Origin of the sequence: Pseudomonas sp. yb_2 (genome assembly GCF_043103905.1) — a bacterium.
GTDB lineage: Bacteria > Pseudomonadota > Gammaproteobacteria > Pseudomonadales > Pseudomonadaceae > Aquipseudomonas > Aquipseudomonas alloputida.
On record NZ_JBICKH010000039.1, the window covers coordinates 1 to 22,050 of the forward strand.

Sequence of the window (22,050 nt, forward strand, 5' to 3'; positions counted from 1 at the left end):
CTCTCGTAGCGGGAGGCGAATCATACAGCACTTGGAAACGCTGTCAACCATCATCTCAACCGCTTTCGATCATTTGATCGTAGCCCTTTCAGCCTTTGCCTTCACTACTTAACTCGTTGAATTTCAAGGAGTTTTTCGTTCCGATGTCGCTGGAAGTGGGGCGCATTATAAGGGGATTCGAGAGGGCGTCAACCTTTAATTTCAATAAAGTGAAATATAGGGGAAAAGACCGTATCAAGGCTACCAGGTGTTCGCCACAACGCATTTGGCGCCTGTGAGACCGAGCGCCGCCCGCGCGGCGCATCGCGAGCAAGCTCGCTCCTACATTTGTTTCGGGCCAATTATGCCTGTGAGATTCGCGCGCGAACGCTTTGGTGCCTGTCTCGATATCGCGTCGAACAAACAAGGCGGTCGCGCGCGCCAGGCACAGGAGGGACTGGCCCGAAACAAATGTAGGAGCGAGCTTGCTCGCGATGCGCCGCGCGGGCGGCGCTCGATCTCACAGGCACTGCAAGGGTTGTGGCGGACACATCTCACAGCCAACACCCTCTCAAAACAGTTCCTCCCCAACAGCAACAACCAACCCCCAAAAACAAAGCGGGGAGGCCTGACGGCCTCCCCGCTTCATCTACTTCCCTTACAGGCTAGGGAATGCAAACTGCGACGCTTCATGGCTGGCCCGCTGCGGCCAACGCTGGGTAATGGCCTTGCGACGGGTATAGAAGCGCACACCATCCGGGCCATAGGCATGCAGGTCACCAAACAGCGAACGCTTCCAGCCACCGAAGCTGTGGTAGGCCACCGGCACCGGCAGCGGTACGTTCACACCCACCATACCCACTTCGATCTCGTCGCAGAACAGACGGGCCGCTTCACCGTCACGGGTAAAGATGCAGGTGCCGTTGCCATACTCGTGATCGTTGATCAGCTGCATGGCCTGCTCCAGGCTATTCACCCGAACCACGCACAGTACCGGGCCAAAGATCTCCTCTTTATAGATACGCATCTCCGGGGTCACCTTGTCGAACAGGGTGCCACCTACAAAGTAGCCATCTTCATTACCCGCCACACGGAAGCCACGGCCATCCACCACCAGCTTGGCACCAGCAGCAACACCGTCATCGATGTAACCCACGACCTTGTCACGCGCTGCCGCAGTCACCAGCGGGCCCATGTCCAGGCCGCACGAGGTGCCGGCACCAATCTTCAGCGCCTTGATCTGTGGCTCCAGCTTGGCAATCAGGGCATCGGCCACTTGGTCGCCCACGCACACGGCTACCGAAATGGCCATGCAACGCTCGCCACACGAACCGTAAGCCGCGCCCATCAGTGCACTGACTGCGTTGTCCAGGTCGGCATCCGGCATCAGCACCGCATGGTTCTTCGCGCCACCCAGGGCTTGTACACGCTTGCCACGCTTGGTGCCTTCGGCATAGATGTACTCGGCGATCGGGGTCGAGCCCACGAAGCTCAGTGCTTTGACTTCCGGCGCTTCGATCAGCGCATCCACCGCTTCCTTGTCACCGTGCACGACGTTGAGGATGCCCTTCGGCAGGCCGGCTTCCAGCAGCAACTGGGCAATGTACAGGGTCGAGCTCGGGTCACGCTCGGAAGGCTTGAGGATGAATGCGTTGCCACAGGCGATGGCCAGCGGGTACATCCACAGCGGCACCATGGCCGGGAAGTTGAATGGGGTGATACCGGCAACCACGCCCAGCGGCTGGAAGTCGGACCAGGCGTCGATGTTCGGACCGACGTTGCGGCTGTACTCGCCCTTCAGCACTTCTGGGGCTGCACACGCGAACTCGACGTTCTCGATACCACGCTTCAGTTCACCGGCGGCATCTTCCAGGGTCTTGCCGTGCTCTTCGCTGATCATCTGCGAAATCTTGGCTTCGTTCTGCTCCAGCAGTTGCTTGAAGCGGAACATCACCTGGGCGCGCTTGGCCGGAGGGGTGTTGCGCCAGGCCGGGAAGGCTGCCTTGGCCGAGTCGATCGCTTCCTGCACGGTTGCGCGGCTGGCCAGTTCGACCTTGCGAACGGCCTGGCCAGTGGACGGGTTGAAGACATCGGCGGTGCGCTCACCCTTGGTAACCAGTTCGCCGTGAATCAGGTGCTGAACAATGCTCATGCAAAACTCCAGATAAACAAAGGAGAGCCAGGCGCGCGCTGCGGGCATACGCCTGGCATCAATATCGGAAAGATCAGTCGATCAGGTTCAGGGTTTCGCCAACAGCATCGAACAAGCGGTCCAGTTCCTGCGGCTTGGTATTGAAGGTTGGGCCGAACTGCAGGGTGTCGCCACCAAAGCGTACATAGAAGCCCGCTTTCCACAGCTTCATGGCCGCTTCGTATGGGCGAACAATGGCATCACCGTCACGGGCGGCGATCTGGATGGCGCCGGCCAGGCCGTAGTTACGGATATCGACGATATTCTTGGTGCCCTTCACGCCGTGCAGCAGCTTCTCGAAATGCGGCGCCAGTTCAGCCGCGGACTGCACCAGGTTTTCCTTCTGCAGCAGGTCCAGCGCGGCGATACCGGCGGCACAGGCTACCGGGTGCGCCGAATAGGTGTAGCCGTGTGGGAATTCCACGGCGTATTCCGGGGTCGGCTGGTTCATGAAGGTCTGGTAGATCTCGCTGCTGGCAATCACTGCGCCCATCGGGATGGCGCCGTTGGTCACCTGCTTGGCGATGCACATCAGGTCCGGGGTAACGCCGAAGGCTTCCGAGCCGGTCATCGCGCCCATGCGGCCGAAGCCTGTGATCACTTCGTCGAAGATCAGCAGAATGTTGTGCTGGGTGCAGATTTCACGCAGGCGCTTCAGGTAACCCTTTGGCGGCGGCAGCACACCGGCCGAACCGGCCAGCGGCTCGACGATGACTGCTGCGATGTTGGAGGCATCGTGCAGCTCGATCAGCTTGAGCATTTCGTCAGCCAGCGCGATACCGCCCTCTTCCGGCAAGCCTTTCGAGAAGGCGTTCACCGGCAATACAGTGTGAGGCAGGTGGTCGACGTCCAGCAGCTGGCCAAACATCTTGCGGTTACCGTTGACGCCACCCAGGCTGGTACCGGCGATGTTCACGCCATGGTAACCACGGGCACGGCCGATGATCTTGGTCTTGGTTGCCTGGCCTTTCAGGCGCCAGTAGGCACGCACCATCTTCAGTGCGGTATCGGCGCACTCGGAACCGGAGTTGGTATAGAAGACGTGATTCAGATTGCCCGGAACCAGCTCGGCGATCTTTTCCGCCAGCTGGAACGACAGCGGGTGGCCGAACTGGAACGCTGGGGAGTAGTCCAGCGTACTCAGTTGACGGGTCACCGCGTCAGCGATTTCCTTGCGAGTGTGCCCTGCGCCGCAGGTCCACAGGCCGGACAGGGCGTCGAAGATCTTGCGCCCGTGGTCATCGACCAGGTAGTTGCCTTCGGCCGCCACGATCAGGCGTGGGTCGCGCTGGAAGTTACGGTTGGCGGTGTAGGGCATCCAGTGGGCGTCCAGCTTGAGCTGGCTGGCGATACCGGCAGGACCAGTTTCGGGCATGTTCATCGGCGGTTCCTCGGAAGACGATTAGGCAACGATGGATGTTGTTGCAGCTAAATTGGCACGGCGATAGAGTCTGAAAAAGCCTACATTTCTAACCTTCAGACAGGCCGTGACTAAACTAATGAGCCGACGCCCCGATCCACTCGCCCAAGTCAGCGATTTCGACATCCGCCTGCTGAAGATCTATCGCAGCGTCGTCGAGTGCGGTGGCTTCTCGGCTGCCGAAAACGTACTGGGCATTGGTCGCTCGGCCATCAGCCAGCAGATGAACGACCTCGAGCAACGCCTCGGCCTGCGCCTGTGTCAGCGCGGCCGCGCCGGTTTCTCGCTGACGGAGGAAGGCCGCGAGGTCTACCATTCAGCCCTGCAACTGCTCAGCGCGCTGGAAACCTTCCGCACCGAGGTCAACGGCCTGCACCAGCATTTGCGCGGCGAGCTGAACATCGGCCTGACCGACAACCTGGTGACCCTGCCGCACATGCGTATCACCCATGCCCTGGCGGAACTCAAGGATCGGGGCCCTGATGTGCGCATCCAGATCCGCATGATCGCCCCCAGCCAGGTCGAGCACGGCGTGCTCGACGGCAGCCTGCACGTTGGCGTCGTACCACAGACCAGCCCGTTATCGGGGCTTGAGTATCAACCGTTGTACAGCGAACGCTCGCTGCTGTACTGCGCGGTTGGCCACCCGCTGTTCTACGCCGACGACCAGCAGATAGACGACGAGCGCCTCAACAGCCAGGAAGCCATCACCCCCACCTTCCGCCTGCCGGCCGACATCCAGGCGCAATACCAGGCGCTGAATTGCACAGCCAGTGCTTCTGACCGCGAGGGCATGGCGTTTCTCATCCTTACCGGGCGCTATATCGGCTACCTGCCCGACCACTACGCCATGTTCTGGGTGCAGCAAGGCCGTTTGCGTGCGCTCAAACCCAAGGAGCGTTTTTATGACCTGAGCCTGAGCTGGGTTACCCGCAAAGGCCGGCGCCCCAACCTGGTGTTGGAAAGCTTCCTCGAAAGCCTGGCTGCGACACGTTGATGCCTGTCTGTGCCGCAAACGCTTGTCACTTCGGCACAGGCAGGTAATCTTGTCCCACAGCCGCAGCCACTGCACCGTACGGAATCGTCCATGACCCTAGAAGTCCCTGCGCATCGCCTCTCCGCCTCGGGCAAGCCCGCGGGCCGTATCCGCCAGAAGAACGAACAGGCCATTATCCAGGCCGCCGAAGATGAATTCGCCCGCCATGGTTTCAAGGGCACCAGCATGAACACCATCGCCCTCAAGGCGGGGTTGCCCAAGGCTAACCTGCATTACTACTTCACCAACAAGCTGGGCCTGTACATCGCCGTGCTCAGCAACATCATCGAGTTGTGGGACAGCACCTTCAACGCCTTGAGCGTCGATGACGACCCCGGTGAAGCCCTGAGCCAGTACATCCGCACCAAGATGGAGTTCTCCCGGCGCAACCCGCAAGCTTCGCGCATTTTCGCCATGGAAGTGATCAGCGGTGGCACCTGCCTGACCGAATACTTCAGTGCCGACTACCGCGAATGGTTCCGAGGCCGTGCTGCGGTATTCCAGGCCTGGATCGAAGCAGGCAAGATGGACCCGGTCGACCCCGTACACCTGATCTTCCTGCTCTGGGGCAGCACCCAGCACTACGCTGACTTCGCCACCCAGATTTGCCAGGTGACTGGCCGCAGCCGCCTGACCAAGCAGGACATGGAAGACGCGAGCAACAACCTTATCCACATCATTCTGAAGGGCTGCGGCATCACGCCGGCTGCCTGACTGTCCTTTATGCCTTCTACCCTGCTCGACCTCTGCGAATACCGCGAGGAAATCCGCAAAAGCCGCTTCATCACCCTCGCCGGGCCGATCAGCAGCGCCGCCGAAGCGATGAGTTTCATCGAACGTCACAGCGACCTGGCCGCTACCCACAACTGCTGGGCCTGGAAACTCGGCGCGCAGTACCGCAGCAGTGACGACGGCGAACCCGGCGGCACCGCAGGGCGGCCGATCCTGGCGGCCATCGAAGCGCAGGACTGCGACCAGGTGGTGGTGCTGGTGATCCGTTGGTACGGCGGCATCCAGCTGGGTACCGGCGGCCTGGCCAGGGCCTATGGCGGCGGCGCCAACAAGTGCCTGCAACAGGCGCCCAAACGCCTGCTGGTGCAGCGCAGCCATTTCAGCTGCAGTTGCAGTTTCAGCGAACTGGCGCTGGTGAAGTTGCGTCTGGCCGAGGTTGACGGCCTGGTCCTGGACGAACAGTTCACCGCCAATGGTGTGGACCTGGTGATCGCCCTCGGTGACGCCCACCTGGCGCCATTGCAGCAGCAACTGGCGGACTTGAGCCGCGGGCGTATTTTGCTCGAAGCACGCTGAACATTGCCCACAACAACTGTGGGCCTGCCTGTGGATAAGCTTGGGGCATTCTCTTGCAGCCTAGTGATTTCAAGGCCCCCAGAGCTTTGATCATATTTTGATCACTATTTGATGACAGTCGTAAACTGCTGAATGTGCGCGACTTATCCCCAGCGAACCGCCCATCCAAGCCGCACCCCTCTTGCTCACCTTGCACACAATAACTGTGGACCAGCTTGTGGATAACCCGTGCGCCAACGGGCGAAGCGCCCGGCACCGCAAGGCCCAGACAAAACTGACCATTTTTTAACCAGACGCAAACCAGGCACGCGTATTCGCCGTGACGTATGCTCAATTCCTTTCTCCTACACCGATAAAGGAATGTTCCTATGGCTAATTCAAGAACTGCCCTCATCATCGGCGCCTCGCGCGGGCTTGGCCTGGGTTTGGTACAACGCCTGCACGAAGACGGCTGGCACATCACTGCAACCGTCCGTAACCCGCAGCAGCCCGGCGGCCTGGCGAACGTCCCCGGCGTGCACATCGAGCAGCTGGAAATGAACGACACCGTTCAGCTCGACAGCCTGCAGCAACGCCTGCAAGGCCAGGTGTTCGACCTGATATTCGTCAACGCCGGGGTCATGGGCCCCCTGCCGCAAGACCTGGAGGCAGTACACAACAGCGACATTGGCGATCTGTTCATGACCAACGCCGTGGCGCCGATACGCGTGGCTCGCCGCCTGGTGGGTCAAATACGCGAAGGCAGTGGTGTGCTGGCCTTCATGAGCTCGATCCTGGGAAGCGTCACCATCCCCGACGGTGGCGAAATCTGCCTGTACAAGGCCAGCAAGGCGGCACTGAACTCGATGATCAACAGCTTCTTCGTTGAGCAGCAGCGCCCGGACCTGTGCGTGCTGGCCATGCACCCGGGCTGGGTGAAAACCGACATGGGTGGCGAAAACGCCGATATCGATGTGCTCACCAGCACCCGCGGCATGATCGAACAGATCAAGGCTCAGAGCGGCAAGGGCGGCCTGCGTTTCATCAACTACAAGGGCGAACCCTTGGTCTGGTGATTCACCAGGTCGCAGCCCGGCTGGGCGCATTGCCCGGCCGGCCCCTGTAGAATGGCCGCAACCGTACCTGATTGAGATGAACCACTATGTATGACTGGTTGAACGCCCTGCCCAAGGCCGAACTGCACCTGCACCTGGAAGGCTCGCTGGAGCCCGAGTTGCTGTTCGCCCTGGCCGAGCGCAACAAGATCGCCTTGCCCTGGGCCGATGTGGAGACCTTGCGCGGTGCCTATGCCTTCAACAACCTGCAGGAGTTCCTCGACCTGTATTACCAGGGCGCCGACGTGCTGCGCACCGAGCAGGACTTCTACGACCTGACCTGGGCCTATCTGCAACGCTGCAAGGCCCAGAACGTGATCCACACCGAACCCTTCTTCGACCCGCAGACCCACACCGACCGCGGCATTGCTTTCGAAGTGGTGCTCAACGGCATCAGCCAGGCGCTCAAGGATGGCCGCGAACAACTGGGCATCAGCAGCGGCCTGATCCTCAGCTTCCTGCGCCACCTCAGCGAGGATGAAGCGCAAAAGACGCTCGATCAGGCATTGCCGTTCCGCGATGCGTTCATTGCCGTAGGCCTGGACAGCTCGGAGATGGGCCACCCACCCAGCAAGTTCCAGCGGGTGTTCGACCGCGCCCGTAGCGAAGGCTTCGTCGCCGTTGCCCATGCTGGCGAAGAAGGCCCGCCTGAGTACATCTGGGAAGCCCTCGACCTGCTGAAGATCAAACGTATCGACCATGGCGTGCGCGCCATCGAGGACGAGCGCCTGATGCAGCGCATCATCGACGAGCAGATCCCGCTCACGGTGTGCCCGCTTTCCAACACCAAGCTCTGCGTGTTCGACCACATGAGCCAGCACAACATCCTCGACATGCTCGAGCGTGGTGTGAAAGTCACGGTCAACTCGGACGACCCGGCCTACTTCGGTGGCTACGTCACGGAGAACTTCCACGCTCTGCATACCCACTTGGGCATGACCGAAGACCAGGCACGTCGCCTGGCGCAGAACAGCCTGGACGCACGGCTGGTTTGAGTAGCATGACGACGTTGCGCTCAACCGACCTGCAACGTCGCCACGCGGGCTATGCGATTGATCTGCTGGATACCCAGCGCCGAAATATGCAGTGCCCGCGAGTCCTCCAACTCACGCATCCAGCCAGATTGCAGGAACAACCTGAACAAGGCCTGGCCCAGTACGCCACCCAGATGCGGGCCCTGGTCATTCCATTCGGTGCAGCGGCAGATCACGCAACCTCGTTGCTGGTGTGGCGCCAGGGCATCGATGTACACCCCGACCAAGGCCAACTGCGCCCGCCCCTCGTCACTGACCCTCAAGTGCCGTCCGCTGCCTTCCAACCAGCCAGCCACCACCATGCGATGGTACAGCTCACTGGCCAACTCCCCACCCAGGTGATCGCCACAACGGCGCGCCCGGCGCATTGATAGCGGCAGCGACGATACCGGCGCTTCGGCACGCTTTCCCCTGGCGCTATCCAGCTGTACGCTGGCCAAGGCCTCTACCGCTGCTCCGACCTGAGGGGTAGCCAGGCAGAAGTAACGTTTGCGGCCCCTGGCTTCATGCCTGAGCAAACCGGCCGACGACAGCAGCGAAAGGTGTGCGCAGGCGGACGATGAAGTCAGGCCAGTCATTATCGCGAGCTCATTGGCCAACCGTGGTGTGCCATCGATCAATGCCCACAACATGGCACTGCGCTTGGGGTCGGCCATCAGGCTGGCAATTTGGCTGATACTGCTGGCTGCGTTCATGTCCTTGTAACTCCCTGCAAGTTCACGGTGGGGATGCGATGGCCAACCCTGCCAGGGAAGCGCCTCTCGCTGGCACTGGCCTGGCTCGCCAGTATAAGCCGCAGAAAAACGCCGGTCAGACGACCAGGTGCCGTCGTACTCATGACGAAAAACCACTGGGTATGCCTACCCATTGCAAGCAGCGAAGCGGCTTCGAAAACGCCCCGGAACCAAGTCAAACAAGGCACCGGTACGCCCACACAAATGCGCTGAAACATCTTGATGAAAACAAACTTGCAGCCATTTCAGATGTGGCCCACAGCAACCTTCCACAAATAGCGCGAAACAAAGCGAAGGTTCTGCGGGTTTGCAGGCATTGCGCCCAAAGTAGGAAGCACCGCCAGTGAAATGCACACACTTACCGTCAGTCAGGAGGCTGAAGCCGTGTCATGGCAGGCTGGCGGGCCAGCGCTACACTTGAGCGGCTCCCCTTCCTGGAGGTATGCCGCGATGAAAATTATCGTAAGTGCGTCGAGCCGAAACCCCGCCTGCCCTTGGCAAGTCCAGCTCGATCAGCATGTGGTCAGTTTTCGCAGCGAGGCTGAGGCGCGCGCCTTCGTCGCCACGCTGGAAACCCGGCTGCAGGCACCTCACCCGCTTATGCGGGAGCCTTGGCCTGCAAACGCCGGGTCAACAGCGCAACACTGACCACCAGCGCCCCGCACAGGCTGATCACGATTGCCATGGGCACCGCACTGCCATCATGCAGTAGCCCGACCAGCGCCGCAGCACCCGCAGCTACGCTGAACTGCACGCAGCCCATCAGTGCCGAGGCGCTGCCGGCACGCGCGCCCTGTCCACTCATGGCGCAGGCCGAAGCATTGGGAATGATGCAACCAAGGCTGGCGATACAGATGAACAGCGGCACCAGTAGCGGCCACAATTGCGCAGGGCGCAACGCCGCCACGCCCAGCAGCACCAGGCCCGCAACCAGATACAGCCACACCGCACGGCCCAGCAGGAAGGCCGGCCCGCGTTTGGCCAGCAGGCGGGCGTTCACCTGCGCCACCAGAATAAAACCTGCGGCGTTGGTACCGAACAGCCAGCCGTAGTGCTCAGCGGGCACGCCATACAGTTTGATGAACACGAAAGGTGAACCGGCGATATAGGCGAACATGCCGGCAATGGCGATACCGCCGGTCAGGGCATGGCCGAGGAAAACCCGGTCAGCCAGCAGCCGCAGGTACTGGCGTAAAGCGCCAGACAGCGGTTGGCGGGGTATATGCTCGGGCAGGCTTTCCGGCAGGCCCAGGCTTACCGCAAGCAGGCAGCCAGCACTGAACAGGCTCAGCGCAAGGAAGATCGACTGCCAGCCGGCCAGGTTCACCAGCACCCCACCCAACATCGGTGCCAGGATCGGCGCCAAGCCCATGACCAGCATCAGTTGCGAAAACACTTTGGCGGAAGCTACCGGGTCGCACTTGTCGCTGACGATGGCCCGCGAAAGCACCATGCCGGCACAACCACCCAGTGCCTGGATGAAACGCGCCACTACCAAGGTATCGAGGTTGGGGGCGTAGGCACAGGCCAGTGATGCCAAGGTGAACAGCGTAACGCCGAACATCAGCGGTTTGCGTCGGCCAAAGCGGTCGGCAACCGGCCCATAGGCCAACTGCCCGATAGACAGGCCCAGGAAGTAGGCGGCCAACGTGGCCTGGACGTGTTTTTCATCGGTGGCGAACGCTTGCGCCATGGCCGGGAAGGCTGGCAGGTAAAAGTCGATCGCCAAGGGCCCGAACGCACTGAGTGCGCCCAGGATGAGCACCATTCGCAGGTTCATCAGGAATCCATAGCAGGCTAAGCAAGTGACTGATTCTACCTGCTGTGGACCCTGTCAATGTGAAAAGATTTGCAACACTGTTAGCCCCGGAGGGAGCAATCAGGTCTTCAGGCGAGTTCGGCCTGATACCCCTCATCCCGAATCGCAGTGAGGATCTGCTCCTGCGCCAACTCGCTCTGCACACGCACCTGTTTGTCTGCCAGATCAACTTCCACCCTGGCCGCCGCATCCCGCTCCTGCACCGCGCGGGTCACGGCTTTCACGCAATGGCCGCAGGTCATGCCTTGTACATTGAACACTTGCATGGGGGTTACCTCCTTCAGGTTTTTCACAAGTCTCAAGCTTGCCATCAGGGCAAGGTCAAGCCCTGCCTGCAACACCCGGGGTGGAAATCCGCGTCCGCGTCGGCCAAGCTGCGCCTTTGACGATCAGGCAAGCAGGAGATTTTTCATGTTCAGGGCAGCATTGGGCGTTGTCGGGCTCTTGGGCGCGCTGGCTGTGGTGCCACCGGCATTCGCCGAGGGCAACTCGGCCTACAGCGTACTGATCATTTCCCGGGAGCGCCTGGAAGTGGCCACCAGTTGCGAAATCGGCGTGTACCTCAACGACCAGCTTTCCGGGCGCGTTTTCCAGGAGCAGTCCACCTCGTTCAACCTGCCGCCTGGCACGGTGGATGTGCGCCTGCGCCTGCTGCCTGGGCAAATGCCGGGTTGCGCCCCAGGTATAGAGGACCAGCGCAGCACACGTTTGAATCTGCAGGCGGGCCAGATCAACAAATACCGCATCGCCATGGGGCAATATGGGCTGGAGTTGAAACGAGCCGACCTGGGCTATTGACCTTGCCTGCGTGGCAAGGTTGATGCTGGAGGCCTGTCCAAGGAGGAGAGCCATGCCCGCATCCACCATATACGACCTGCCGATCTCCGGCATGACCTGCGCCAGCTGTGCTGGCCGGGTCGAGCGCGCCCTGCGCAAGGTCACCGGCGCTGAACAGGTCAGCGTAAACCTCACCACTGAAAAAGCTCGGGTTCTGGCCCCGCCTGCCAGCCTGCCAGCCTTGGTCGAAGCCGTGCGCGAGGCCGGTTACGGGGTACCAACCCGCACCCTCGAACTGCAGATAGGCGGCATGACCTGCGCCAGTTGTGTCGGCCGAGTAGAGCGCGCCCTGGGCAAATTGGCCGGAGTCGAGCAGGTCAGCGTCAACTTGGCCAGCGAACGCGCGCACCTCGAAGTGCTTGCCGCGCTTGATGACAACCTGCTGATCGACGCTGTGCAAAAGGCAGGCTACAGCGCCAGCCTGCCGCAATCGACCAAGGACGACCAAAGCGCTGTCCAGCGCCGCCTGCGCAACGAGCGCCTGGCAGTCGGTGCAGCCTTGCTGTTGGCCCTGCCGCTGGTATTACCCATGCTGGTACAACCGTTCGGCTTGCACTGGATGCTACCCGCCTGGGCGCAGTTCCTGCTGGCCACACCCGTGCAGTTCATTCTCGGTGCCCGCTTCTACATTGCAGCCTGGAAGGCCGTGCGCGCCGGCGCCGGCAACATGGACCTGCTGGTGGCCCTGGGCACCAGCGCTGGTTATGGCCTGAGCCTGTACCAATGGGCACAGGCTCCCGCCGGCATGGCCCCGCACCTGTACTTCGAAGCCTCAGCCGTGGTGATTGCCCTGGTATTGCTGGGCAAGTACCTGGAAAGCCGCGCCAAACGCCAGACCGCCAGTGCCATCCGAGCCCTCGAAGCCCTGCGCCCGGAACGCGCCTTGCGCGTGGTCGACGGCGTGGAAGAGGACGTGGCCATCGCCCACTTGCGCGTGGGCGACCTGGTACTGGTCAAGCCCGGCGAACGCTTCCCGGTCGACGGCGTGGTCGAAGACGGCAGCAGCCATGCCGATGAGGCCCTGATCAGCGGCGAGAGCCTGCCAGTGCCCAAGCAACCCGGCGACAGCGTCACCGGTGGCGCCATCAATGGCGAAGGCCGGCTGCTGGTGCGTACCCAGGCGCTGGGCACCGAGACCGTGCTGGCGCGCATCATCCGCCTGGTGGAAGACGCCCAGGCCGCCAAAGCGCCGATCCAGAAGCTGGTCGACCGTGTCAGCCAGGTGTTCGTCCCGGCCGTGCTGGTACTGGCGCTGATCACCCTGATTGGCTGGTGGCTGGCTGGGGTACCGCTGGAAACCGCGCTGATCAACGCCGTCGCCGTGCTGGTCATCGCCTGCCCCTGCGCCCTCGGCCTGGCCACGCCCGCCGCGATCATGGCCGGTACCGGGGTCGCCGCCCGCCACGGCATCCTGATCAAGGATGCCGAAGCCCTGGAGCGTGCCCATGCGGTCAACCGCGTAGTGTTCGACAAAACCGGCACCCTCACCTCCGGCAGCCCGCAGGTGGTTCACAGCCAGGCGCTGGACGGCAACAGCGCCGACCTTTACCGCCTGGCCGGCGCCCTGCAGCGTGGGAGTGAACACCCGCTGGCCAAGGCGGTGCTGGTGGCCTGTGCAGAGCAAGGGCTGGACGTGCCAACCGTTGCCGACAGCCAGTCGCTGACCGGGCGCGGCATTGCCGGTCGCGTTGAAGGCCGTGAACTGGCGCTGGGCAACCGCCGACTGCTTGACGAAAGCGGTCTGCAGCCCGGCGAGTTGGCCGCCCAGGCCCAGGCCTGGGAAGCTGAAGGGCGCACACTGTCGTGGCTGATCGAGCGCGGCAAGCAACCGAGAGTGGTGGGCCTGTTCGCCTTTGGTGACAGCCTCAAGCCTGGCGCTGCGCAGGCCATCGAAACCCTTCACGCCCAACACATCAGCAGCCACCTGCTGACCGGTGACAACCGTGGCAGCGCCAACGTGGTTGCCGAGGCCCTGGGCATCGACGATGTGCATGCCGAAGTGCTACCGGCCGACAAGGCCGCGACCGTGGCCGCGCTCAAGCAGGAAGGAGTGGTCGCCATGGTTGGCGATGGTATCAACGATGCACCGGCGCTGGCCGCGGCCGACATCGGCATTGCCATGGGTGGCGGTACCGACGTGGCCATGCAGGCCGCCGGCATCACCCTGATGCGTGGCGACCCGCGCCTGGTGCCCGCCGCGCTGGAAATCAGCCGCAAGACCTACGCGAAGATCCGCCAGAACCTGTTCTGGGCCTTCATCTACAACCTGATCGGCATTCCGCTCGCCGCGCTGGGTTACCTCAACCCGGTACTGGCAGGAGCCGCCATGGCCCTGTCCAGTGTCAGCGTCGTCAGCAATGCACTGTGGCTTAAAACGTGGAAACCCACCAGCAGCACCCAGGAGGCGCCATGAACATCGGCCAGGCCGCCCGCCGCAGCGGGCTCAGCACCAAGATGATCCGTTACTACGAATCCATCGGCCTGCTCAAACCCGCCACTCGCAGCGACAGCGGCTACCGCCTGTACCAGGCGCAAGACTTGCACAACCTGGCCTTCATCAAGCGCTCCCGCGACCTGGGCTTTTCCCTCGAGGAGGTCGGCAAGTTGCTGACCTTGTGGCAGGACCGCCAACGTGCCAGCGCCGATGTGAAGGCGCTGGCCATGCACCACATCGATGAACTGAACCGGCGCATCGAGGAGCTGGTGAGCCTGCGCGACACCCTCGGCGAGCTGGTTTCGCACTGTCAGGGTGACGACCGCCCGGACTGCCCGATCCTCAAAGACCTGGCCAATGGCGCTGCAGGTAGCTGCTGTCACTGAGCTGCCACGCGCCTTTGGCATGCCATAAATGTCCAAACACGACCGAATAGTCACCAACCACGACTTTATCCAATAAATACGGGCGTTTTGGCTTCATAAAACCCGGATGCTGCCGATGCAGTTGCTACCTGCCTCGTGTGTCGAAAACAAAAATTCCGGGAGCGTCGATGAGCATCAAACAGAAATTGACCTGGGCATTCGCGGTCATCGCCGGCTTGCCCATCGTTCTGGTGGCCACCCTGGTGGTCATCAACCTGCGCGGCGAAGCCCGCGACGGATTCCTCGACAGCAGCAGCCGGGAAATCCGCCAGGTCAGCAATGCGATGAACATCTTCTTCCAGGGGATCAACCAGAACGTCGAGTACATGGCTTCCCAGCCAATGGTTGCCGCCACGGGCAGCGAGCTGAACAAGTACATGAGCGCAACCCCGTCCTACGAACTGGGCGAGCAGGCCAGCAAAATTCTCGACTTCATGACTCGCCTGGCCAACTCACATCCCGCCTACGCCTACCTGTCCTACGGGGTGAATGACGGCGGCTACACCGGCTGGCCGGCCGGCCAGAAGTTTGTCAATTATGACCCACGCACGCGCCCCTGGTACCAACTTGCCATGGCCAACCCTGGCAAGACGATGCGTACCGGCGCCTACTACTGGGCCGCCGACGATGCGGTGCTGGTCAGCACCGTGCGCACCGTGGCCAACCAGCTGGGCAACCCCGGCGGCGTGGTCAACATCGACGTGTCGCTCAAGGGCCTGACCGAGATCGTCAAGCAGATCAAACTGGGCGAGAGCGGCTACCTGATGCTGGTGGAAAGCAACGGCAACGTGATGGTCGACCCGCGCGACGCCGCCCACAACTTCAAGCAGCTGGGAAGCTTTGGCGACGGTTACGCCAAGCTGGCCAAAGCCGGCAAAGGCCTGGTCGAGGTCGAACTCAATGGCGTGCACTACATGGCCAACGTCTACCCCGACCAGCAGCTGGGCTGGACCTTCATCGGCCTGATCGAACAAAGCGAAGTGATGCAGACCACCACCCGGCTCACCTGGCTGATCGGTGTCATCGCTGTGGTGTTGGCCGCGCTGTTCGCGGTGGTCGGTGCGGCCTTCGCCAAACTGATCGTGCGCCCGATCAACAGCGTCACCAATGGCCTGGAAGACATTGCCCAAGGTGAGGGTGACCTGACCCGCAACCTGGAAATCCGCGGCCGCGACGAAACCGCGCAACTGGCCAACTGGTTCAACCAGTTCCTCGGTGCCATTCGCAGCCTGATCCAGCACATCGGCACTGCTGCCAGCAAGATCCTCAGCACGTCCAGCAGCTCGACCCGCGTCTCCAGCGACATGGCCGAGGCGGCCGGCCGCCAGCGCGAAGCCGTGGATATGGTTTCCACTGCATTCCACGAAATGGTCGCCACCGCCAATGAAGTGGCACGGTCCTGCAGCCAGGCGGCGCAGTCGGCCGACAACGGCCAGCAGCAGGCCCGCGAAGGGCAGCAACAGATCGATGCAGCGGTACACAGCGTTGATCGCCTGAGCCAGGAGATCGAGCAATCGGCCCAGTCGATCCAGCAACTGGAGCGTGACAGCAACGCCATTCAGTCGATCCTCGGCACCATCCGTTCGATTGCCGAACAAACCAACCTGCTGGCCCTGAACGCCGCCATCGAAGCGGCCCGTGCCGGTGAGCAGGGCCGCGGCTTTGCCGTGGTGGCCGACGAAGTACGGGCGCTGGCCAAGCGTACTGCCGACTCCACCGCTGAAATCGACGGTTTGCTGGGCAACCTGGCCAGCCGTACCGCCGAAGTGGCCGAGCAGATGCACGCCAGCCTGGAAGTGTCGCAGCAGTCGGTGAGCCGCATTGGTCTGGCCCGCGACAGCTTCGGGCAGATCCGTGAGTCGGTGGATGTGATCCGCGACATGAACACCCAGATCGCCACGGCAGCCGAAGAACAGCATCAGGTGGCTGAGGACATCAACCGGCACATCAGCCAGATTCACGGGGATGCGCAGTTGGTGGCCGAGCTGGCCCAGGCGGCGCGCCAGGACTCCGAGAGCCTGGCCGGGCTGTCCAATGAGCTGGATACGCTGGTGCGCAGGTTCCGCACCTGACGTATGGCCTGTGCCGGCCCTTTCGCGGATAACCCCGCGAAAGGGCCGGCACAGGCAACCGAAAATCAGAGCTTCAATTCCCCCGGTGTCGCGCCAAACAGCTGCTTGAACGCCGCAATGTAGGCCGACGTGGAGTCATACCCACACCCCAGCGCCGCCTCGGTCACAGTCTCCCCCGCCTCCAGCAACGCCAGCGACGACAACAACCGCATGCGCTGGCGCCAATTACGAAAGCTCAAGCCGGTCTCCCGTTGAAACAGCCGCATCAGTGTCTTCTCCGAACACCCCAGCTCCCGCGCCCATTGCTGCAAGGTCTGCGGCTGGTCTGGTGCAGCGATCAAGCCATTGCACAGCGCCAGCAAACCAGGGTGGCGGGGCAACGGCAGCGAAAAACCGACTTCCGGCAAGGTGCGCAACTGATCGAGCAGCACTGCCACCAGACGCGATTCGGCGCTGTCGTCCTCTGGGTAATCTGCCGGGAACAGGCAGAACTGCTTGATCAGCTCGCGCGCCAGCGGCGTGACTTCCAGCACTCGGCATTGTTCCGGCGCCCATGGGCAGGCATCGCGGCGCACATACAGGCTGCGCATCTCGGCTTGCATCGAGGTGACCACTTCATGCTCGGCATCGGCAGGGATCCACACCCCCCACTGCGGTGGGGCGAAGTAACTGCCGTCGCGTGTGTACACGCCAAGTACACCGCTGATGGCGTAGGAGAACTGCACCCAGTCGTGCTGGTGGCGGGTAGTCCACGAACCGGCGCCAAGGCTTTCGGCACGGGCGTAGAGCGGTCTGGGCAGGTGTTCCAGCGCGGGGATAGCGCGGGGGTGTCCGATGATCGGCATGGTATGTTCTTGTAGTTCTGACCAGACAAGCCTAACAGCTGGATCATGATCGAGGCACTCACCGCCTCTGCAGTTACCCTCGAGGTGCTTCAGCGCTCGACGATAACGGTCACCCCCTGCCCGCCTGCCGCACAGATCGAAATCAGCCCGCGCCCCTTACCCGCCGTCGCCAGCAGCTTGGCCAGGTGGGCCAATATCCGCCCACCGGTTGCCGCAAACGGGTGCCCGGCCGCCAGCGAACTGCCCTTCACATTGAGTTTGCTGCGGTCGATCGCGCCCAGCGGCGCCTCCAGGCCCAACCGCTCACGGCAGTAATCGGCATCTTCCCAGGCCTTGAGCGTGCACAGCACCTGGGCAGCAAAGGCTTCGTGGATTTCGTAGTAGTCAAAGTCCTGCAGCGTCAGGCCATTGCGTGCCAGCAAGCGCGGCACGGCATACACCGGCGCCATCAACAACCCTTCGCGCCCCGTGACAAAATCCACCGCAGCGGTTTCGCCATCGACCAGATAGGCAAGCACCTGCAACCCCTGCTGCTGCGCCCACGCCTCGCTGCCCAACAGCACCAGCGAAGCACCATCGGTCAACGGCGTGGAATTACCCGCCGTCAACGTGCCCTGCCCGCTGCGGTCAAAGGCTGGTTTGAGTCTGGCCAACTGTTCAAGACTCAGGTCGGGGCGCAGGTTGTTGTCCCGTGCCAGCGAAAGAAACGGCGTCAACAGGTCGTCCTGCCAACCCTCGGCATAGGCCGCAGCCAGCTTCTGGTGGCTAAGCAGCGCCAATTCGTCCTGCTCGGCGCGGCCAACGCGCCAGGTGTGGGCCATGCGCTCGCAATGCTCGCCCATCGACAACCCCGTACGCGGCTCGCTATTGCGTGGCAGCTCGGGTTTCAGGTGATGAGGCCGCAGCTTGAGGAAGGGCTTTAACCGTTCGCCAAGGCTTTTGCCACGGTTGGCCTGCAGCAATATATGGCGCAAGCCTTCGTTGACGGCGATCGGCGCATCGGAGGTGCTATCGACACCGCCGGCAATACCGCAGTCGATCTGCCCCAGGGCAATCTTGTTGGCCACCAGCAGTGCAGCCTCCAGCCCGGTACCGCAGGCCTGCTGGATGTCATAGGCCGGGGTCTGCGGTGACAGGCGCGAACCCAACACGCACTCGCGGGTCAGGTTCATGTCGCGCGAGTGCTTGAGCACGGCACCGGCCACCACCTCGCCCAACCGCAGCCCGTGCAGGCGATAGCGTTCGATCAAGCCTTCAAGCGCGGCCGTGAGCATCGCCTGGTTGCTGGCCGTAGCGTAGGCGCCATTGGAGCGGGCGAAAGGGATCCGGTTGCCGCCCAGGATCGCGACCCGGCGAGTTGAACGCATGCGCGTGTTCCTCCTGAAACAATTTGTTCGGTACAGCCTAGGTGTTTTTACCGCATTCGAACGACCCTGCCGCAAAGTTGGTCCACACTTTCAAGCTTGCCTTTCGGGAGACCCCTCATGAGCGATCGCTACCTCGGTTTTGCCAACTCCAATCTCGGCCGCCGCCTCGTGGATGCCCTTGGCCTGCCACGCCCGGCGCCACTGGAGCGCTGGCAGGCTGGCCGCCTGCGGCCGGTGGAAGGTGCCCTGGTACTGGGTGGCGGGCCACTGGCGAAGCAGGTCGAAGCCATCGCCCCGCGCCTCACGGACGAGGTATACAGCTTCAATGCCGACAACCTGCAGGCTGAAGCCTGGGTGGCCGGCCTGGGGCCGAAAATCAAGGCCGTGGTATTCGATGCCAGTCACTTGTCCGACAGCGATGCACTGAAGCAGTTGCGTGAATTTTTCCAGCCGCTGTTACGCAGCCTGGCCCCATGCGCCCATGTACTGGTGCTGGGCCGTGCACCGGAAGGCCTCGACGACCCACTGGCCAGCGTTGCACAGCGTGCCCTTGAGGGCTTCAGCCGCTCACTGGCCAAGGAACTGCGCAATGGCGCGACTGCCCAGCTGCTGTATGTCGCCCCCGGTGCCGAAGATCAGCTGGAAGGCGCCCTGCGCTTCTTCCTCTCGCCAAAGAGTGCCTTCATCTCTGGCCAGGTACTGCGCCTGCAAGCCTGCACCAGCCAGGTGGAGGACTGGACCCGCCCACTCGGCGGCCGCCGTGCGCTGGTCACGGGGGCTGCGCGCGGTATCGGCGCCGCCATTGCGGAAACCTTGGCACGGGACGGCGCCGATGTACTGCTGCTGGATGTACCGCAGGCCAGCCAGGACCTCGACGCCCTCGCTGCACGCCTCGGCGGCAAGGCACTGCCACTGGACATATGCGCGAGCGATGCGGCAACGCAACTGCTCGCGGCCCTGCCCGACGGCATCGATATCGTGGTGCACAACGCCGGTATCACCCGCGACAAGACGCTGGTCAACATGACGCCGGAATACTGGGACGCCGTGCTGGCCGTGAACCTCAAGGCACCGCAAGTGCTCACCCAGGCGTTGTATGACAACGGTGCGCTGGGGGAAAACGCGCGCATCACCCTGCTGGCCTCGGTCAGCGGCATTGCCGGCAACCGCGGGCAGGCCAACTATGCCGCGAGCAAGGCCGGGCTGATCGGTTTGGCCCAGGCCTGGGCGCCACGGCTCGCCGAGCGCGGTGGCAGCATCAACGCCATCGCTCCCGGTTTCATCGAAACCCACATGACTGCAGCCATGCCCATGGGCCTGCGCGAGGCGGGCCGGCGCCTGAGTTCACTGGGCCAGGGGGGGAGCCCGCAGGATGTCGCCGAAGCCATTGCGTGGCTCAGCCAGCCAGGCTCCGGGTCGGTCAACGGCCAGGTGCTGCGGGTGTGCGGCCAGGCACTGATGGGGGCTTGAACATGAGCCGACAATGGCACGACCTGCACAACCCTGCCGCCCGCGCCAGCCTGTACCTGCGCGCAGCCAGCAAACGCTCCATCAGCGGCGACCGCCTGCCGGACGATGGCCTGCGCTGTTTCATGCGGGTCCAACCGGGCAATCTGGGTGCCTATCGAAGGCTTTGCCACTTTCCCGATGATGGCCGCCTGCCGGGGACCTATCCACATGTGATGGCGTTCGCCCTGCAATTGCAGCTGATGACGGCCGATGATTTCCCCTTCCCGCTGCTTGGCCTGGTACACCTGCACAACCGCATCGAAGTGCTGCGCCCGCTTGGTGCTGTCGAAGGACTGCGCTTTGCGGTGTACACGCACAACCTGCAGCGCCATGCCAAAGGTGGCACCTTCGACCTGGTCACCGAGGCTGAAGATGGTATCGGCCTGCTCTGGCGCGAAACCAGCCGCATGTTGGTGCGTGGCTTGGCCCTGGAAGGCGAGGCAAGTGAGCCCGCCGACCCTGAGCCTGATCCGTTGGCCGAGGCCACCCGCTGGTACGCCGACAGTGATATCGGCCGGCGTTATGCCAAGGTGTGCGGGGATTACAACCCTATCCACCTCAGTGCCGTCAGTGCGCGGTTGTTCGGCTTTCCCACGGCCATTGCCCATGGCATGTGGACCAAGGCCATGGCCTTGGCCGCGCTGCGCGGGCACTTGCCGCACAGTGGCTATGCCTTTGAGGTGGACTTCCGCAAGCCGGTGAGGTTGCCTTCCGAGGTGGTGCTCAGTGCCAGTGAAGCGGGCCCTTCGGGCCAACTGCGCCTGGACGGGCACGGGGACGTGCTGCATATGGTCGGCCGTTGGGAGAGCCTGTAGGGCCGGGCCTGTCCTGGCGGTATACGCTTGCTTTGCATCGGGCCTGGGCAGAAGCTATGCAGCAATAGGAGACCCCCGATGAACCTGCAAGAACTCACCCAACGCCTGCATCAGATCCGCGATACCAATGACTGGCGCGGCTTCCACAGCCCGAAGAACCTGGCCATGGCCGCCAGCGTCGAAATGGCCGAACTGGTAGAAATCTTCCAGTGGCTGAGCGAGGACGAATCGCGCCAGCTGCCTGCCGACAAACTCGCCCACGCCGGCCAGGAGATCGGTGACGTGGTGCTCTACCTGTTGCTGCTGTGCAGCGAACTGGGTCTGGACATGGACCAGGTGGTGCGTGCCAAGCTGGCCGACAGCGAGAGGCGCTTCGCCCGATGAACGACCGTCATTTCGATGAGCTGGCCACCCGCTTTGCCGAAAAGATCTATGGCGGCGCCAAGGGTGCGATCCGCCTGGCCGTGCTGCAGGCCGACCTGGCCGAAGCGCTACCCGACCGCCCGCTACGCATCCTCGACATCGGCGCCGGGTTGGGCCACATGGCCTTGTGGCTGGCCGAGCGCGGCCACCAGCTGACCCTGGCCGAACCTGCGGCGCCCATGCTCGACGGCGCCAGGGCACGCTTTGCCGAAGCCGGCCAGACCGCGACTTTCATCCAGGCGCCCTGGCAAGACCTCCTCGGCCAACTGACCGAGCGCTACGACCTGGTGCTCTGCCACGCCGTGCTCGAATGGCTGGCCGAACCCGAGAGCATCCTGCCGGTGCTGCATCAGCTCACGGCCCCCGACGGCTGGTTATCGCTGGCCTTCTACAACCGCGACGCCCTGGTCTATCGCAACCTGCTCAAGGGCCATTTCCGCAAGTTGCGCAGCAACCGGCTGGAAGGTGAAAAGCAGAGCCTGACCCCTCAGAAACCGCTTGATCCACGCGAACTCAAGGCGCAACTTGAGCCTATGTGGCTGGTTGAAAGCGAAAGCGGCGTGCGGGTGTTTCACGACTATATGCCCAAGGAATTCCAGGGCAAGGCCGAGCTGCTCGACCTGCTGGAAATGGAACTGGCCCACCGTCGCCACCCCACCTTCGCCGGGCTTGGCCGCTACCTGCACTGGGTTTGCCGCCCCCGCTAAT

The 22,050-nt window shown here is 62.7% G+C and carries 21 protein-coding genes and 1 pseudogene; 15 read left to right on the top strand and 7 right to left on the bottom strand.

The window, feature by feature from the left end:
• Nucleotides 1–637 precede the first annotated feature (637 nt).
• Both ACF8FB_RS09285 and ACF8FB_RS09290 read right to left on the bottom strand, forming a co-directional pair.
• Entirely contained in the window at nt 638–2,131 is a 1,494-nt protein-coding gene (locus ACF8FB_RS09285) for a CoA-acylating methylmalonate-semialdehyde dehydrogenase (RefSeq protein WP_003255276.1), read from the bottom strand.
• 73 nt (nt 2,132–2,204) lie between these two features.
• Nucleotides 2,205–3,551 (bottom strand): aspartate aminotransferase family protein, encoded by a 1,347-nt coding sequence (locus tag ACF8FB_RS09290; RefSeq protein WP_392511245.1) that lies wholly within the window; start codon nt 3,549–3,551, stop codon nt 2,205–2,207.
• Between the two features lie 118 nt (nt 3,552–3,669).
• Between ACF8FB_RS09290 and ACF8FB_RS09295 the strand changes: the two genes are divergently transcribed.
• From ACF8FB_RS09295 to ACF8FB_RS09315, 5 genes are all read left to right on the top strand, one after another.
• Nucleotides 3,670–4,587 (top strand): LysR family transcriptional regulator, encoded by a 918-nt coding sequence (locus ACF8FB_RS09295; protein ID WP_392511246.1) that lies wholly within the window; start codon nt 3,670–3,672, stop codon nt 4,585–4,587.
• Nucleotides 4,588–4,677: 90 nt separating this feature from the next.
• Nucleotides 4,678–5,340 (top strand): TetR/AcrR family transcriptional regulator, encoded by a 663-nt coding sequence (locus tag ACF8FB_RS09300; RefSeq protein ID WP_012051106.1) that lies wholly within the window; start codon nt 4,678–4,680, stop codon nt 5,338–5,340.
• A gap of 9 nt (nt 5,341–5,349) precedes the next feature.
• The gene (locus ACF8FB_RS09305) at nt 5,350–5,934 is read left to right on the top strand and encodes a YigZ family protein (RefSeq protein ID WP_010951864.1); all 585 of its coding nucleotides are present in this window, start codon (nt 5,350–5,352) and stop codon (nt 5,932–5,934) included.
• A 368-nt stretch (nt 5,935–6,302) separates the two neighbouring features.
• A complete protein-coding gene (locus ACF8FB_RS09310; RefSeq protein ID WP_020190046.1) occupies nt 6,303–6,989 on the top strand; it encodes an SDR family oxidoreductase in 687 nt (228 codons plus the stop codon).
• Between the two features lie 86 nt (nt 6,990–7,075).
• Nucleotides 7,076–8,023 (top strand): adenosine deaminase, encoded by a 948-nt coding sequence (locus ACF8FB_RS09315; RefSeq protein ID WP_010951862.1) that lies wholly within the window; start codon nt 7,076–7,078, stop codon nt 8,021–8,023.
• A 20-nt stretch (nt 8,024–8,043) separates the two neighbouring features.
• Here ACF8FB_RS09315 and ACF8FB_RS09320 read toward each other — a convergent pair whose 3' ends face one another.
• Nucleotides 8,044–8,757 (bottom strand): transcriptional regulator, encoded by a 714-nt coding sequence (locus ACF8FB_RS09320; RefSeq protein WP_392511247.1) that lies wholly within the window; start codon nt 8,755–8,757, stop codon nt 8,044–8,046.
• A 489-nt stretch (nt 8,758–9,246) separates the two neighbouring features.
• On the opposite strand from ACF8FB_RS09320, the gene ACF8FB_RS09325 reads away from it, so the two are divergent.
• Nucleotides 9,247–9,444: a hypothetical protein gene (locus tag ACF8FB_RS09325; protein ID WP_003255284.1), complete on the top strand. Its 198-nt coding sequence runs from the start codon at nt 9,247–9,249 to the stop codon at nt 9,442–9,444.
• On the opposite strand, the gene ACF8FB_RS09330 is transcribed toward ACF8FB_RS09325, so the two are convergent.
• Both ACF8FB_RS09330 and ACF8FB_RS09335 read right to left on the bottom strand, forming a co-directional pair.
• On the bottom strand, nt 9,395–10,576 hold the full coding sequence (locus tag ACF8FB_RS09330) for a multidrug effflux MFS transporter (protein ID WP_003255285.1): 1,182 nt from the start codon (nt 10,574–10,576) through the stop codon (nt 9,395–9,397). The two genes, ACF8FB_RS09325 and ACF8FB_RS09330, sit on opposite strands and share 50 nt — an antisense overlap.
• A gap of 107 nt (nt 10,577–10,683) precedes the next feature.
• On the bottom strand, nt 10,684–10,881 hold the full coding sequence (locus ACF8FB_RS09335) for a heavy-metal-associated domain-containing protein (protein ID WP_392509301.1): 198 nt from the start codon (nt 10,879–10,881) through the stop codon (nt 10,684–10,686).
• 145 nt (nt 10,882–11,026) lie between these two features.
• On the opposite strand from ACF8FB_RS09335, the gene ACF8FB_RS09340 reads away from it, so the two are divergent.
• The 5 genes and pseudogenes from ACF8FB_RS09340 to ACF8FB_RS09360 all read left to right on the top strand — a co-directional run bounded on the left by ACF8FB_RS09340 (nt 11,027) and on the right by ACF8FB_RS09360 (nt 16,383).
• Entirely contained in the window at nt 11,027–11,413 is a 387-nt protein-coding gene (locus ACF8FB_RS09340; RefSeq protein WP_010951859.1) for a hypothetical protein, read from the top strand.
• A 52-nt stretch (nt 11,414–11,465) separates the two neighbouring features.
• Entirely contained in the window at nt 11,466–13,865 is a 2,400-nt protein-coding gene (locus ACF8FB_RS09345) for a heavy metal translocating P-type ATPase (protein WP_392509302.1), read from the top strand.
• The gene (gene cueR / locus ACF8FB_RS09350; RefSeq protein WP_004576995.1) at nt 13,862–14,272 is read left to right on the top strand and encodes a Cu(I)-responsive transcriptional regulator; all 411 of its coding nucleotides are present in this window, start codon (nt 13,862–13,864) and stop codon (nt 14,270–14,272) included. Before ACF8FB_RS09345 ends, cueR begins: the two co-directional genes overlap by 4 nt.
• A 365-nt stretch (nt 14,273–14,637) precedes the next feature.
• Nucleotides 14,638–15,525 (top strand): annotated as a pseudogene (locus ACF8FB_RS09355) (cache domain-containing protein); the annotation flags it as partial.
• Between the two features lie 129 nt (nt 15,526–15,654).
• Nucleotides 15,655–16,383, top strand: coding sequence for a methyl-accepting chemotaxis protein (locus ACF8FB_RS09360; RefSeq protein ID WP_392509328.1), 729 nt, complete (start codon nt 15,655–15,657; stop codon nt 16,381–16,383).
• A gap of 65 nt (nt 16,384–16,448) precedes the next feature.
• Here the strand turns inward: ACF8FB_RS09360 and ACF8FB_RS09365 are convergent, their stop codons facing one another.
• Nucleotides 16,449–17,228, bottom strand: a complete 780-nt coding sequence (locus tag ACF8FB_RS09365) for an AraC family transcriptional regulator (protein WP_392509303.1) — start codon at nt 17,226–17,228, stop codon at nt 16,449–16,451.
• Nucleotides 17,229–17,317: 89 nt separating this feature from the next.
• Nucleotides 17,318–18,595, bottom strand: coding sequence for an acetyl-CoA C-acetyltransferase (locus ACF8FB_RS09370; RefSeq protein WP_014755214.1), 1,278 nt, complete (start codon nt 18,593–18,595; stop codon nt 17,318–17,320).
• A gap of 117 nt (nt 18,596–18,712) precedes the next feature.
• Here ACF8FB_RS09370 and ACF8FB_RS09375 point away from each other — a divergent pair, with 117 nt between their 5' ends.
• The 4 genes from ACF8FB_RS09375 (at nt 18,713) to ACF8FB_RS09390 (ending at nt 22,049) form a co-directional block, all read left to right on the top strand.
• Nucleotides 18,713–20,065 carry a 3-oxoacyl-ACP reductase gene (locus tag ACF8FB_RS09375; protein WP_392509304.1) on the top strand — a complete coding sequence of 451 codons (1,353 nt, stop codon included), beginning with the start codon at nt 18,713–18,715 and terminating at the stop codon, nt 20,063–20,065.
• A gap of 2 nt (nt 20,066–20,067) precedes the next feature.
• Nucleotides 20,068–20,919, top strand: coding sequence for a MaoC family dehydratase (locus ACF8FB_RS09380; RefSeq protein WP_392511248.1), 852 nt, complete (start codon nt 20,068–20,070; stop codon nt 20,917–20,919).
• Between the two features lie 78 nt (nt 20,920–20,997).
• Complete coding sequence (locus tag ACF8FB_RS09385) at nt 20,998–21,303, top strand: MazG-like family protein (protein WP_003255298.1); 306 nt, start codon at nt 20,998–21,000, stop codon at nt 21,301–21,303.
• Nucleotides 21,300–22,049 carry a methyltransferase domain-containing protein gene (locus tag ACF8FB_RS09390; RefSeq protein WP_104960723.1) on the top strand — a complete coding sequence of 250 codons (750 nt, stop codon included), beginning with the start codon at nt 21,300–21,302 and terminating at the stop codon, nt 22,047–22,049. Before ACF8FB_RS09385 ends, ACF8FB_RS09390 begins: the two co-directional genes overlap by 4 nt.
• The last annotated feature ends 1 nt before the right edge of the window (nt 22,050 follow it).

What these genes read in the sequence shown, in the direction of transcription:
- ACF8FB_RS09285 (WP_003255276.1), bottom strand. Translation starts at nt 2,131, where the DNA reads ATGAGCATTGTTCAGCACCTGATTCACGGCGAACTGGTTACCAAGGGT.
- ACF8FB_RS09290 (WP_392511245.1), bottom strand. Translation starts at nt 3,551, where the DNA reads ATGAACATGCCCGAAACTGGTCCTGCCGGTATCGCCAGCCAGCTCAAG.
- ACF8FB_RS09295 (WP_392511246.1), top strand. Translation starts at nt 3,670, where the DNA reads ATGAGCCGACGCCCCGATCCACTCGCCCAAGTCAGCGATTTCGACATC.
- ACF8FB_RS09300 (WP_012051106.1), top strand. Translation starts at nt 4,678, where the DNA reads ATGACCCTAGAAGTCCCTGCGCATCGCCTCTCCGCCTCGGGCAAGCCC.
- ACF8FB_RS09305 (WP_010951864.1), top strand. Translation starts at nt 5,350, where the DNA reads ATGCCTTCTACCCTGCTCGACCTCTGCGAATACCGCGAGGAAATCCGC.
- ACF8FB_RS09310 (WP_020190046.1), top strand. Translation starts at nt 6,303, where the DNA reads ATGGCTAATTCAAGAACTGCCCTCATCATCGGCGCCTCGCGCGGGCTT.
- ACF8FB_RS09315 (WP_010951862.1), top strand. Translation starts at nt 7,076, where the DNA reads ATGTATGACTGGTTGAACGCCCTGCCCAAGGCCGAACTGCACCTGCAC.
- ACF8FB_RS09320 (WP_392511247.1), bottom strand. Translation starts at nt 8,757, where the DNA reads ATGAACGCAGCCAGCAGTATCAGCCAAATTGCCAGCCTGATGGCCGAC.
- ACF8FB_RS09325 (WP_003255284.1), top strand. Translation starts at nt 9,247, where the DNA reads ATGAAAATTATCGTAAGTGCGTCGAGCCGAAACCCCGCCTGCCCTTGG.
- ACF8FB_RS09330 (WP_003255285.1), bottom strand. Translation starts at nt 10,576, where the DNA reads ATGAACCTGCGAATGGTGCTCATCCTGGGCGCACTCAGTGCGTTCGGG.
- ACF8FB_RS09335 (WP_392509301.1), bottom strand. Translation starts at nt 10,881, where the DNA reads ATGCAAGTGTTCAATGTACAAGGCATGACCTGCGGCCATTGCGTGAAA.
- ACF8FB_RS09340 (WP_010951859.1), top strand. Translation starts at nt 11,027, where the DNA reads ATGTTCAGGGCAGCATTGGGCGTTGTCGGGCTCTTGGGCGCGCTGGCT.
- ACF8FB_RS09345 (WP_392509302.1), top strand. Translation starts at nt 11,466, where the DNA reads ATGCCCGCATCCACCATATACGACCTGCCGATCTCCGGCATGACCTGC.
- cueR (WP_004576995.1), top strand. Translation starts at nt 13,862, where the DNA reads ATGAACATCGGCCAGGCCGCCCGCCGCAGCGGGCTCAGCACCAAGATG.
- ACF8FB_RS09360 (WP_392509328.1), top strand. Translation starts at nt 15,655, where the DNA reads ATGGTTTCCACTGCATTCCACGAAATGGTCGCCACCGCCAATGAAGTG.
- ACF8FB_RS09365 (WP_392509303.1), bottom strand. Translation starts at nt 17,228, where the DNA reads ATGCCGATCATCGGACACCCCCGCGCTATCCCCGCGCTGGAACACCTG.
- ACF8FB_RS09370 (WP_014755214.1), bottom strand. Translation starts at nt 18,595, where the DNA reads ATGCGTTCAACTCGCCGGGTCGCGATCCTGGGCGGCAACCGGATCCCT.
- ACF8FB_RS09375 (WP_392509304.1), top strand. Translation starts at nt 18,713, where the DNA reads ATGAGCGATCGCTACCTCGGTTTTGCCAACTCCAATCTCGGCCGCCGC.
- ACF8FB_RS09380 (WP_392511248.1), top strand. Translation starts at nt 20,068, where the DNA reads ATGAGCCGACAATGGCACGACCTGCACAACCCTGCCGCCCGCGCCAGC.
- ACF8FB_RS09385 (WP_003255298.1), top strand. Translation starts at nt 20,998, where the DNA reads ATGAACCTGCAAGAACTCACCCAACGCCTGCATCAGATCCGCGATACC.
- ACF8FB_RS09390 (WP_104960723.1), top strand. Translation starts at nt 21,300, where the DNA reads ATGAACGACCGTCATTTCGATGAGCTGGCCACCCGCTTTGCCGAAAAG.